We start from the raw sequence: 12,185 nt of genomic DNA, 5'->3' as shown, positions 1-12,185 counted from the left end.
TGTCTGCCCTCTTTAGAAGAGTATATATACGATTGGCGTTGCGATCAGTATTGAAAATACCACACGCTCAAACCAGATGATGAAAATTTCCCGCATCTTCAGCGGAATATCCGTTCCCGTGAGGCAGGGCAGCATTCCGGAAAAGAAGAGCACCTCCGAGATACAGATGACGGCGACGACGAAGCGCGTTGTCAAAGCGGAATCCCTGCATAATATCGCGGGCAGGAACATGTCCGCGATCGACGTCGACGCGGCCTTGGCGGCCAGCATGGCGTCAGGCATTCCAAGGACCTTAAAGAATGGATAGTATATCCAGGCGGTGTAGTCGAAGAGCGTCGTATATTTTGAGATGAGAAGCGCACTCACGCCGAAAAACATTATCGCGGCGCCCACTCCCGAGGCCATCACGATGCCGTAGGTGAAGTTGTCTTTTGCGATCTCATAAAGTCCCGGGGCGGTCGCTCCCGTTCTTACCCCGATCTTCCACGCGCGCTCGAAACGGCCGCCGCTCTCCTCTATGATATCTCCCTCCGGTACCGCGCCGGGATAAAATGTATCAGGCACGCGGGAGAGCGGCGGAATGCGAAGGGTGATTGCCGTTACGGTAAAGCAGACGACCAGAGTAACCCAGAAATATATGTTCCAGTGCTCGATGATCCCGAGTGTCTTGGCGACGATTATCATAAATGTCGCGGATACCGTGGAAAAACCGGTTCCGATGATGGCCGCCTCACGCGCGGTATAGCCGCCCTTTCTGTAAACATTGTTTGTGATGATGAGCCCGACCGAATAACTGCCTACGAAAGAGGCGACGGTGTCTATCGCGGCTCTGCCCGGCGTGTGGAATATTGGGCGCATGACCGGGACCATCAGCTCTCCGACACACTCCATAAGGCCGTAATTGACGAGAAAGGCGAGAAATATTGAGCCTATCGGTATCAGCATCGTAACGGATACCGCCACGGCGTTGAATATATATGGCGCGATATTTTTGTCTAAGAACCATTCCGGTCCGATATTAAAATAGACCATCGCGCAGAATGCCGTGCCGATGAGGTTTGTTACGAAGAAAAACGCGTCTGTGAACGAAGAGGCGTATTTTTTCAGCCGCACCGCGCGAGCGACCCCCCAGATGGTGACGATGACCACATAGAGAGACCCCAGGTGCGGTATTTTTCTTATCAAAGTTATCACATGGTCGATGGGAATACTGTTTTTTCCCATGAATGTTATCGGGATGAAAAACATGAATATTCCGATTGCGCTGAAAAACAAAAACTTGAGCGGGCTGTACTGCAGCTGTTTTGTCATTGTTGTTCCCTTCCTTAATTAAGTTATTTGAATAATTTCTCAATATCAAAAATATAGATATCTACCATTAATTTTTTATCAAAACGTTCTGCCCCTCCATCAATAACGGTAGGGAAAAAATTTTTTGACCTGACGATTCTTTGATAGCGTTGTTTTACCATTAACCTGTCAAGTTAAGAAAAACGTGCCGCAAGGCAATTAATAACACAAAGGAGATGTTCTTAATGGCAGGCAACGCACAGATACTCTACGAGGTAAAGGCACAGCGCGGGAATACACTGAGATGCAAGGGGTGGCGTCAGGAGACGATCCTCCGCATGCTAGAAAACAATATGGAGAACGCGGAGCACCCGGAAAAACTGATAATCTACGGCGGCAACGGCAAATGCGCGCGCAACTGGGAGTCGTACCACGCGATTGTCAAGAGCCTTAAAGAACTTGAAGACGACGAGACCCTGGTCGTACAGTCAGGTATGCCGGTAGCGGTATTCAAGACTCACAAATATGCCCCCGTGGTCGTGATGGCGACGACAAACTTTATGCGTCCGTCATGGGAGACTTTCTATGACCTCGAAGCTAAAAACCTTACAATCTTTGCGCAGTATACGGCGGCTCCCTGGGAGTACATCGGAACGCAGGGTGTCATCGAAGGAACTTTCGAAACGCTCGCCGCGGTCGGTATCAAGCACTATGACGGCAGCATGGAAAACCGCATACTCCTCACCGCGGGAGCCGGCGGAATGGGCGGAAACCAGACCTGGGCGATGAAGATGCACGGCGGTGTGGCGATCGTTATCGACGCCGACATTGAGACGCTCGAGCGCCGCGTCGCGAAGAACTATCTCGACGAGATCGTGGGCTCGCTTGACGAGGCCATCGAAAAGGCTAAGAAGTGTGTTGCGGAAAAGACGCCGCATTCATTCGGAGTCGTCGGCAACGCTGCGGACCTCTTTGAAGAGGCTTTTGATAAGGGATTCATGCCCGACGTGGTGACGGAGATGTGCCCCTGTCACGACCCGGTGTCATATATCCCCTCAGGATATACGCCGGAGCAGGCGAGAGAGCTCCGTAACACCGATATGGATAAATATCTCGAACTGGCCCGCGCGACAATGAAGCGCCAGCTCGCGGTGATGCTTAAATACCTCGATAAGGGCGTTCCCACCTTTGAATATGGCACAAGCATCCGTAAAGAGTGCCGCGACGCCGGATTCCCCGAAGCCGAGGCGATGAGACTGCCGGCCTTTGTCGCCGACTATATACGTCCGCTCTTCTGCGAAGGCCGCGGCCCCTTCCGCTGGACCTGCATCTCCGGCGATCCCGCGGACCTCAAGAGAACCGACGAACTGGCGATGGAGCTCTTCGGAGACGACCCGATCGTCGGTCGCTGGATTCCGCTCGCAAGCAAGCATCTTCCGATCGAGGCGCTGCCGGCCCGTATCTGCTACATGGGGTTCGGCCAGAGAAAGAAGTTCGCGCTCGCGGTCAACGACCTGATTAAGAAGGGTGAGATAAAGGGCCCCGTGGCCTTCTCCCGCGACAACCTTGACTCCGGTTCGATCGTCAACCCGACATTTGAATCCGAGCGTATGCCGGACGGCGGCGACCTCATCTCCGACTGGCCGATGCTCAACGGTCTGCTCAACGCCTGCGGCATGTGCGACCTCATAGCCATTCAGGCCAACTACTCAATGGGTGAAGCCGTACACACCGGCGTTACCCAGATCGCGGACGGCACCGCCGACGCCGATATCCGTCTTGAAGTGGCAATGACGGTGGACTCAGGAATCGGCGTTATCCGTCATGCCCAGGCCGGTTACGACTCCGCGAAGGATGTCGCGAACGGCAAAGGCAAGCTCACAAAGGAGGGAATCAAAGTTCCCCTTTGGTGGCAGCCGGCCGACAAGGTCACCTTCGGCCCCGACGGAAGCGATAAACTATAAGCGGAACCTGTGCGGTTTGGCTGCTCACGTAATCTGCGTGAACTGAAAGATAAAGTGCGGGGGAGCCATTTTTCGGCTCCCCTGGCTTTGATTTGAACGGAGGCGGTCCAATTGAAGAAAAAGGCAGCGGATATAGTCATTGAAAACGCCGCTCAGATACTGACCTGTGAAAAAGATGCCGCGGACCATATAGGGCTTATCAAAAACGGTTCCGTGGCGATAGGCGAGGGTAAGATAACGGCCGTCGGCAGCCGGAGCGAGATCGCGCCGCTGATCGACGCGGCGACGAGGGTCATCGACGCCTCCGGCAAAGTCGTCACGCCTGGTTTCGTCGACTGTCACACCCATGTGGTATTCGGAGGAACGCGCGTGGAGGAGTATTGCGCCAGATTGGAGACCGACGACCTTGACGAGCTGAAACGCCGGGGAGTGCCGATGGGGATCATGGTGACATTGTCCGCGACACGAGACCTACCGATGGAAGAGCTTTACGAACAGTCCGCAGAGCGGGTGCGCCGGATGATATTGAGCGGCACGACGACGCTTGAGAGCAAGAGCGGCTACAGCCTTAATACCGAGGGGGAGATGCGCCAGCTTAAGATAAACCGCATACTCGCGGAAAAATTACCGGTAGATATATCTTCGACATTTCTCGGCGCGCACGGCTGGGCTCCCGATATGACGAAAGAGGCGTACATGGATATGCTCATTAAAGAGATGATCCCGGAGGTCGGGAGAAGCGGGCTGGCCGAGGCCTGCGATATCTGGTGCGATTCCGGGCATTATGAAAAAGAAGAGTGCCGGAAGATACTTGAGGCGGGACGCGAACACGGAATGGAGCCTAAGATACATGCGGGAGCCTATTCGTATGTCGGCGGCGAGGACCTTGCCGCCGAGATGAAGATGTATTCCGCGGACCATCTTAACTATACTCCGATATCGGCACTGGAGAAGCTTGCCGAAAGCGGGGTTACCGGCGTCGTCCTTCCGAGGATAGATTTTGCCGTGAATCATCCGCTCTTTTTTAATCCGCGTCCGATGTTTGAGGCGGGGCTTGAGCTTGGGATGGCTACCAACTGCTGTCCCGGATGCTGGTGTACTTCAATGCCCTTCATAATCTCTCTCGCCTGCAGACAGCACGGGATGCCGCCGGCCCGTGCCCTGCGCGCCGCCACTTACGGAGGCGCCTGCGCGCTGAAACGGGAGGACCGTATAGGTTCCATAGAGGCGGGCAAACAGGCCGATATTTTAATTCTTGATATCCCGACCTACGAAGATATCGCCTATCGTCTTGGAGAAAACCCGGTGGACACGGTCATAAGATACGGAAAGATAAGCGTTCAGAACGGCGCTGTCATACAGGAGATATAAATGAAAATATTTTATGAAGTAGTAGAAAAGATAATGGACAGCAGGGACGTTACGGTTGGCGGAGGCTCGGCCTCCGCTGTCGCCGGAGCGATGGCCGCGGGGCTTGTGGGGATGGTTTCGCGTCTTTCGGTCGGTAAGGAATACGGCCTTCCCGATGAAAGATATCTTGAGATCGCGGAGGAGCTTGACGAACTTGCCGTACAGCTAAAAGAGGGCGCGGTAGAGGATACGCGCTCATATCTGGGAATAAAGGCCGCCTTTGCGCTTCCCAAAGCCACCGATGAGCAGAAGTCCACGCGCCGCGCGGCGATTGAGAGCGCGGCAATAAGGGCCGCCAATGTGCCGCTGGAAAACGGCCGCGCCGCCCTGCGTATACTGGAGTTCTGCCGCGAGATGGACGGAAAATTTAACCCCGCGGCCTCGTCGGATATGGAGGCGGGAGTTTTGCTCGCCGAGATGGCCGTTAAAGATACGGCGCTTAACGTGGAGGCTAATCTTTCACTCATAAAGACGCAGGAGATAAACGAAGAGCTGGCACGGTCGGCCTGCGGGCTCAAAGCCGCGGTACAATAAGAGAGGATATGAGAAAGATGTCAAAAAAGATACTGCTCTGCGAATTGAACGTCAGCGAAGGAAGAGACGAAGCGAAGATCAAACGGATAACGGAGTCGCTGACCGCCACCCCGAATATTACGATAATGGATATCGACTCAGACGCCGACCACAACCGTTCCGTCTATACCTGGATAGGGGAGCCGGAGGATGTGCTTGCGGGAGCAATGAATATTACGGCGCAGGCGGTCGAAGAGATAGACATGGCCATGCACCACGGCAGCCACCCGCGCCAGGGGGCCGTAGATGTCGTCCCGTTCGTCCCCGTGCGTAACGTAGAGAAAGAAGAGGCCCTTGATATTGCCCGGCGCTATGGGAAATTCCTCGGAGGACTCGGCGTTCCGGTATATTACTATGAGGATGCCGCCACAAAGCCGTCGCGTCAGAATCTGGTCGATATACGCAAAGGGCAATACGAGGCTTTGCCCGAAAAGATGCAGAACGAGGAGTGGCGGCCGGACGAAGGGCCGTTCGCTTTCGTACCAAAGTCCGGAGTAACAGTCACGGGTGTTCGTTTCCCGCTCGTCGCGTATAACGTGAACCTGCGGACGGATGATCTCGAAATAGCAAAGGCCATCGCGAAGCGTATGCGCTTCTCAAGCGGCGGGTTACGCTTCTGCCGCGCGATAGGTCTTGCGCTTGAGGAACGGGGAATGGTGCAGGTGTCGATGAACCTGACCAACTTTGAGAAGACGCCGATTCCTGTCGTATACGACCTTATCAAGTCTCTCGCCGACAGCTACGGCGTCGGGATCGCCGATGCCGAGCTTGTGGGGCCTTTGCCGCTTGCAGCGCTGGAAGAGGTGATACGTCATTGTCTGCGGGTGCGCCGTTTTGAGATGGAGCAGATAATAGAGACGCATCTGTTAGGCTGATAGTTACGAAAAAATGGGGCGCTTTTAATTTTTCGACGGATATTTGACGGCAGGAGGGCGAATAGTATTTCCTCGGTTAAAAAAATCGGCAAAATAGTATAGAATATACTAATGTTGCCGCGTAACGGCGGTTTTGGTTTTATGCGGCCCATACCCGAATTTAATATAAAACAGGAGTGGTCAGAATGGCATTTCTTAGCGACATTGAGATAGCGCAGCAGGCTGCGATGGAGCCCATCGTAGATGTTGCGAAAAAACTCGACATTGACGCGGATGATCTTGAGCTTTACGGCAAGTATAAGGCGAAGGTTTCTTTTGACCTTTGGGAGAAGGTAAAGGACAACAAGGACGGCAAGCTGATTCTTGTCACCGCGATAACCCCGACTCCTGCGGGGGAGGGCAAGACTACGACCTCCGTCGGCCTTGCGCAGGCGCTGGCAAAGCTCGGCAAAAAGGTAACCCTGGCGCTCCGCGAGCCCTCCCTGGGGCCAGTCTTCGGAGTGAAGGGCGGAGCCGCCGGCGGCGGTTACAGCCAGGTCGTCCCGATGGAGGATATCAACATTCACTTCACCGGCGACTTCCACGCTATCACCTCGGCGCACAACCTTCTGGCCGCGATGCTCGACAACTCCATCCAGCAGGGAAATCTCCTCAATATAGACCCGCGCCGCATCGTCTTTAAGCGCGTGCTTGACATGAATGACCGCGCGCTGCGCAACATCGTCATCGGCCTCGGCGGCAAGCCCGACGGCGTTCCGCGCCAGGACGGCTTCGACATCACCGTCGCCTCCGAGATCATGGCGATCCTCTGCCTGTCACAGGGCATCGAGGACCTCAAGGAATGCCTCTCGAAGATAATCATCGCCTATACCTACGACGACAAACCGGTGACCGCGAAGGAGCTCGAGGCTCAGGGAGCGATGGCGATGCTGCTGAAAGACGCCATCAAACCGAATCTCGTCCAGACCCTCGAACATGTCCCCGCCTTCATCCACGGCGGACCCTTTGCTAACATCGCCCACGGCTGCAACAGCGTCATGGCGACAAAATACGGTCTGAAGCTTGCCGACTACTTTGTCACCGAGGCTGGCTTCGCCGCCGACCTTGGCGCGGAAAAATTCCTCGACATCAAATGCCGCCTCGCGGGACTCAAGCCGAACGCCGTCGTCATCGTGGCGACCATACGCGCCCTCAAAATGCACGGCGGCGTGGCCAAAGAGGACCTCGGCAATGTGAACATGGCGGCCCTTGAGGCGGGAATCCCGAACCTTGAGAAGCATGTCGAGAACATGCTCTCCTTCGGCCTGCCCGTCGTCGTGGCGCTCAACGCCTTCCCGACAGACACGGAGGAAGAGCTCAAATTCATCCAGGAAAAGTGCGCGAAGCTCGGCGTTCCCGTAGTAGAGTCCGACATCTGGGCGAAGGGCGGCGAGGGCGGCATCAAGATGGCCGAAGAGGTCATCAAGGCCTGTGACAAAGAAAACAGCTTCCATTACCTCTACGACGAGAAACTCTCGCCGAAAGAGAAGATCGAGACCATCGCGACGAAAATATACGGAGCGGACGGAGTGGTCTTCACCGACAAGGCGGAAAAAGACCTCAAGAAGATCCACGACCTCGGCAAAGACGGACTGCTCATCTGCATGGCGAAAACGCAGGCCTCGATCTCCGACGACGCGAGCAAAAAGGGGCGTCCGACCGGATTCAAACTTACGGTGCGCGAAGTTCGCCTCTCCGCGGGCGCGGGATTCATCATCCCGATCACGGGAGCGATCATGACGATGCCCGGCCTGCCGAAGCGTCCCGCCGCCTGCAACATCGACGTCGACGCTCAGGGTAAGGTCTCAGGACTCTTCTAGGATACGAAAATACCGACATAAAAATGGGCCGCCCTTAATTACAAGGGCAGCCCATTTTTATTATGCGTTGTTTGTCAGCGGCGTGAACGGATTGCTCTAAAAAGCCGGACCGCTCAAAGCGCGGCATGACAGCGGACGTTATCTGCCGCCGCTTTTCTTTCTTGCCGCCACGATAAGCATCATTGGGCGGCGCATCTCGTCCCTCATGCCCTCGATATCGAGCATCCTTTCGGGAGGCTGCGGCTCGACTAGGCGCAGCAGCTCAAAGCCGTTTGTCAGCAGCCCGTCGATGTAGGTCGTCAGTGTTTTATGGTACTTGACGACCTCTTCGCCAAGGAAACGCGCGTGACGCAGCCCCTCGCAGAAGTAGTTGTCGACGGGAAAGTGCAGTATCTTCCCAGTATCGTTGCGATACCAGTCCTGCGAGCCCTCGGCGGTGAATACCGGATGCTCCGCCGAGAAGACGAAATAGCCGCCGTCGCTGAGAAAACGGTTCACCCTCCTTGCGACATCGCCGAAAGATTTGACATAATGCAGGGCCAGCGAGCTGAGGGCGATATCGAAGGAGCCATCGGGAAAATCCATCTCCTCAAGCGCCATACGTTTGTATGTCACCTGCGGATAGTGTGTCTTTTCCCTCGCCACGGCAAGCATCTTTTCGGAGATGTCTATTCCCGTAGCCGAGGCCGCGCCCTGTTCCACCGCGTAGATGCAGTGCCAACCGTACCCGCAGCCGAGGTCCAGAAGGCGTTTCCCCCTGAAATCCGGCAGCAGACTCTTCAGCGTCTCCCATTCTCCTGCGCCGTCCAGCCCCTCAACAGAGCGTTTCATCCCGGCGTATTTTTCAAAGAAGAGCTTATCGTCGTATTTATTTTCTTTCAAAAGGGTTCTCTGCCCTCTATTTCAGCTTCATATAGAGCAGCGGGAATGGATTGCCCTGCTCGTCGCGCTCCGTGCGCTTATATACCTTGAATCCCATGTGTTCGTAAAAGCCGAGCGCCGCGGTGTTTTGCTCATTAACGCAGAGCCGCTTTACGGAGTATTTATCGATGGCGTGGCGCATGAGTTTTTTGCCGATGCCCTGCCCGCGCTCCTCCGGCAGAAGGAAGAGCATTTCAAGCCGGTCTCCGTCTATCCCCATGAAGGCGACAGATTCTGAGTCTTCGTTCTCCGCCGTCAGCAGTGTAGGGACGGAGGCCAGCGCCTCGTCGACATCTTTTGAGATGTCGGCCATGTCGTCCTCTGTGAGAAATAGGTGCGTCGCGCGCACTGATTTTTCCCAGATGAATGATACCTTCTGTATGGTGTTTTCGTCTTTTCTTGTTATTTCAGTAATTTTCATTTCTTCATTTCTCCTCTTTTTATAGAGTTCGGACAGCATAGCACATAATGCCGATATGGAAAAGCGGTCTTCTCTATGTTGGCGAATGCACGTGCAGGTTTGTCAAACATCTATTATATGAAACTGACCTGCACGGGCAGAGAATAACATCCTGGGCAGCTTACGCATTTATTTTATTTCATCTTTAACACTTATTATGGTAAGCGTGCAGTTGCGTGGATCAGTCTCCGGCGGTATTTCTTTGACATATCCACGATTTTTTCTGAATACCGTAACGTAACGGTCAGATATCCTTTGACAGTCCTTTTTTGAACACGATGTAATAAAGAACGCCAACCAGCACGGCGGCGCCTATCATATTTCCGAATGTAACGGGAATAAGGTTTCTCCAATATCCCAACGGAGTGAGATTCATCAGTTTCTCAGCCGGCAGCTGACACTGTGTCATGACGGCGGCGTCGTTTTTCAGGAAGAGGCCTAGCGAGATGAAGTACATGTTTGCAACGCAATGTTCAAAACCCATCGCCACGAAGGCTGAAATTGGCATCAGACAAGCGATATATTTTCCGCTCATGTCAAGCGCGCCAAATGCGATCCATACGGCGAGCGCCACGAACCAATTACAGAGAATTCCGCGAATTATCATCTCTCCGAGTGGAATATTGACCTTGGCCACGGCGATTGAAAGCGCCGTCTGAGCGCAGGAGGGTGTTATCGTGCCGCTGAGATATAGAATCCATGCAAAAAAAATACCGCCGACAAGGTTTGAAATATACACGACGATAAGGTTACGCGCGGCCGCCGCCCATGATACCTTGCCGGAAAGTATTGCGATAGGCATAATACAATTTCCGGTGAATAGCTCCCCGCCGGCAGCAATTACAAGCAAAAGGCCGAGCGCGAAGACTATGCCACCCAATAATTTTGAGATACCCAGCCCTACAAAGCCGGAGGCGTCCTGTGTAACTACCGTCATAAAATATCCGCCCATAGCGATATATGAACCGGCAAGAAACCCCAGAACAACCATGGACAATAAGGGAAGACGGCTTTTCTTTATCGCTGAATCAACAGCCGCAGAGGCGATCTCTGCTGGAATCTTATAACTCATGTTTGACCTCCATTATATCTTTGTTAAGTTTTTTAAGAAAAGATTATATAAAAACTGACGTGCTTACATTACTAAAAGCTATCGTCGGTGGTGATACTAAACACCTGATATTGCGGAAATGACATGTTTGGGGCTGACAAATTTGTGAGATAAAGGTACCTAAAACTCAATAATGAGGCTGCACGACAAACGCAAAAATCTAAGCGCGGCTCACCGCAGCCCCATGAACTGCTATTCTAAAGAATAGAATTTGTTGTGACGATTATGGCCTTAGCGATCTTTCCACTGTTGTTAAAAAAAGAGTGCTTGCTGTATGACGCTATATAGCCGCTGTCGCCTGCGGAAACCTTGTATGTTTTATCATCGATATTAAGTGTTAACGCACCTTCCAGTATATAGAAACATTGTTCTCCTTTGTGTACGGAGTTATCTACCTGCGCCTTATCCTCATGCGGCGGGAACTCTATCAGCAGGAACTCGAACGGGTTATTGCTGACGTTGGGAGTCAGAACATAGTAACGGTTATTTGTCTCAGGCATCAAGATAATTTTATGCTTTCCGTTCATTACAATGGAGCTTAGCTGTTCGTCCGGTTGGTCCTCTTTTATCTGAAAAAACTCGCTTAACGGAACATTCAACGCGGCGGACATTTTTTCAAGCGTTTGAATTGAGGGATAGACCTCTCCCCGTTCTACCTGGCTGATCAAGCTCTTTGATACGCCGATTTCCACCGCCAGTTTGCTGAGTGATATATTTTGAGCAAGCCGAAAACTCTTTATGCGTTTCCCCGTATTCTCCTTGCTGTAAGACGTATTATTATTGTCCAATTAACTCACCCTTCTCCGTTCGTTTCTACATAAAGCAATTATACTTTAGTTAGGTAATTTTCGGAGTATAGGTTAAATGTCAATAATTTGCAAGTCAGCAATCATAAATCGGTGGTTTTCATTTTGCGGCAGACGTGTCGTAATTCTGTCCTATCTCCTCTAAATATAACCGATATTATATTTTATTCTCTGGTGTTACGATTAGAAAGAACTCCTGGCGGCGTTGGTTATCGATAATCTTTAGGCGAAGGCAGAGGCATGTTGTTCGGTAATCACCCCTGCCGCCGCTATTTCTGTCAGATTTTCTAAATGACGCCATTCACGATGTCGGCAGTCTCTAAGGCGCCAGACTCTATCGCTTTCAGAGCCGAAAACATCCTCTCTTTACATTTATCCGCGAAGATTTTGTCTTTTATCCCCGGCAGATTGATTTTTACATTATAAGCGGCAGCCTTCCCGGCTGCCTCTGCAAGGAGAGCGGCTACCCCCGCGTCGCTTATTGCGTTTTGGTTGCCATATTTCGCTGCCAACACAACAAAATCCATCAGCTTCACACATGTTTCAAGTGTTGAAAGAGGCGTCTCCGTCGCAGTCTTTGCGGCGTGTTCCATTGCCTCCAGGCGAACAGATTTTTCCTCGTCGGTATTCTTAGGCATCTTCATTGCCGCCATAAAAACATTGAAGGCGTCGGTGTCCTTATTCATCAGGCTGATGAATTCTAAATTTAATTTTTTGCCCTCGGAGATAATGTTTTCCGCAGCGTTCCAACTGTCCTGGTATTTAGTTTTTCCCACCGTCAGATTTCCGACCATGACGGTGAGCGCTGATGCCAGCGAACCGCAGAGCGCGGCGACGCTGCCGCCGCCGGGGGCCGGTGAATTTGAGGCAAGTTCGTCTATGAATGCGCCGACTGTCATTTCTTCAAATTTCATAT

General features: G+C 52.7%; 11 protein-coding genes. 5 read left to right on the top strand and 6 right to left on the bottom strand.

Annotated elements, in window-relative coordinates; genetic code table 11:
- Positions 1–12 precede the first annotated feature (12 nt).
- On the bottom strand, positions 13–1,311 hold the full coding sequence (locus tag LIO98_RS02000) for a YjiH family protein (RefSeq protein ID WP_291952834.1): 1,299 nt from the start codon (positions 1,309–1,311) through the stop codon (positions 13–15).
- Positions 1,312–1,535: 224 nt separating this feature from the next.
- On the opposite strand from LIO98_RS02000, the gene LIO98_RS01995 reads away from it, so the two are divergent.
- From LIO98_RS01995 to LIO98_RS01975, 5 genes are all read left to right on the top strand, one after another.
- Positions 1,536–3,254 carry a urocanate hydratase gene (locus LIO98_RS01995; RefSeq protein WP_066743250.1) on the top strand — a complete coding sequence of 573 codons (1,719 nt, stop codon included), beginning with the start codon at positions 1,536–1,538 and terminating at the stop codon, positions 3,252–3,254.
- 111 nt (positions 3,255–3,365) lie between these two features.
- Positions 3,366–4,625 carry an imidazolonepropionase gene (gene hutI, locus LIO98_RS01990; protein ID WP_291952831.1) on the top strand — a complete coding sequence of 420 codons (1,260 nt, stop codon included), beginning with the start codon at positions 3,366–3,368 and terminating at the stop codon, positions 4,623–4,625.
- Positions 4,626–5,198: a cyclodeaminase/cyclohydrolase family protein gene (locus LIO98_RS01985; protein ID WP_291952829.1), complete on the top strand. Its 573-nt coding sequence runs from the start codon at positions 4,626–4,628 to the stop codon at positions 5,196–5,198.
- A gap of 17 nt (positions 5,199–5,215) precedes the next feature.
- Positions 5,216–6,112, top strand: a complete 897-nt coding sequence (gene ftcD, locus LIO98_RS01980; RefSeq protein ID WP_288335315.1) for a glutamate formimidoyltransferase — start codon at positions 5,216–5,218, stop codon at positions 6,110–6,112.
- A gap of 185 nt (positions 6,113–6,297) precedes the next feature.
- Positions 6,298–7,971, top strand: coding sequence for a formate--tetrahydrofolate ligase (locus LIO98_RS01975; RefSeq protein WP_291952824.1), 1,674 nt, complete (start codon positions 6,298–6,300; stop codon positions 7,969–7,971).
- Between the two features lie 138 nt (positions 7,972–8,109).
- Here LIO98_RS01975 and LIO98_RS01970 read toward each other — a convergent pair whose 3' ends face one another.
- From LIO98_RS01970 to LIO98_RS01950, 5 genes are all read right to left on the bottom strand, one after another.
- Positions 8,110–8,853, bottom strand: a complete 744-nt coding sequence (locus LIO98_RS01970; RefSeq protein ID WP_291952822.1) for a class I SAM-dependent methyltransferase — start codon at positions 8,851–8,853, stop codon at positions 8,110–8,112.
- A gap of 16 nt (positions 8,854–8,869) precedes the next feature.
- Positions 8,870–9,313 carry a GNAT family N-acetyltransferase gene (locus tag LIO98_RS01965; protein WP_291952820.1) on the bottom strand — a complete coding sequence of 148 codons (444 nt, stop codon included), beginning with the start codon at positions 9,311–9,313 and terminating at the stop codon, positions 8,870–8,872.
- 283 nt (positions 9,314–9,596) lie between these two features.
- Positions 9,597–10,424 (bottom strand): formate/nitrite transporter family protein, encoded by an 828-nt coding sequence (locus tag LIO98_RS01960; protein ID WP_291952818.1) that lies wholly within the window; start codon positions 10,422–10,424, stop codon positions 9,597–9,599.
- 236 nt (positions 10,425–10,660) lie between these two features.
- On the bottom strand, positions 10,661–11,251 hold the full coding sequence (locus LIO98_RS01955) for a helix-turn-helix domain-containing protein (protein WP_291952816.1): 591 nt from the start codon (positions 11,249–11,251) through the stop codon (positions 10,661–10,663).
- A 305-nt stretch (positions 11,252–11,556) separates the two neighbouring features.
- Positions 11,557–12,185: cyclodeaminase/cyclohydrolase family protein (locus tag LIO98_RS01950; protein WP_291952814.1), on the bottom strand; the 629-nt coding region annotated here is incomplete at its 5' end.

It is taken from the genome of Cloacibacillus sp., from assembly GCF_020860125.1.
Lineage (GTDB): Bacteria > Synergistota > Synergistia > Synergistales > Synergistaceae > Cloacibacillus.
The sequence above is the reverse complement of the archived record's forward strand: the minus strand, read 5'-3'. Positions and strand labels throughout refer to the sequence as shown.

What these genes read in the sequence shown, in the direction of transcription:
- ftcD (WP_288335315.1), top strand. Translation starts at nt 5,216, where the DNA reads ATGTCAAAAAAGATACTGCTCTGCGAATTGAACGTCAGCGAAGGAAGA.
- LIO98_RS01960 (WP_291952818.1), bottom strand. Translation starts at nt 10,424, where the DNA reads ATGAGTTATAAGATTCCAGCAGAGATCGCCTCTGCGGCTGTTGATTCA.
- LIO98_RS01985 (WP_291952829.1), top strand. Translation starts at nt 4,626, where the DNA reads ATGAAAATATTTTATGAAGTAGTAGAAAAGATAATGGACAGCAGGGAC.
- LIO98_RS02000 (WP_291952834.1), bottom strand. Translation starts at nt 1,311, where the DNA reads ATGACAAAACAGCTGCAGTACAGCCCGCTCAAGTTTTTGTTTTTCAGC.
- LIO98_RS01965 (WP_291952820.1), bottom strand. Translation starts at nt 9,313, where the DNA reads ATGAAAATTACTGAAATAACAAGAAAAGACGAAAACACCATACAGAAG.
- LIO98_RS01975 (WP_291952824.1), top strand. Translation starts at nt 6,298, where the DNA reads ATGGCATTTCTTAGCGACATTGAGATAGCGCAGCAGGCTGCGATGGAG.
- LIO98_RS01995 (WP_066743250.1), top strand. Translation starts at nt 1,536, where the DNA reads ATGGCAGGCAACGCACAGATACTCTACGAGGTAAAGGCACAGCGCGGG.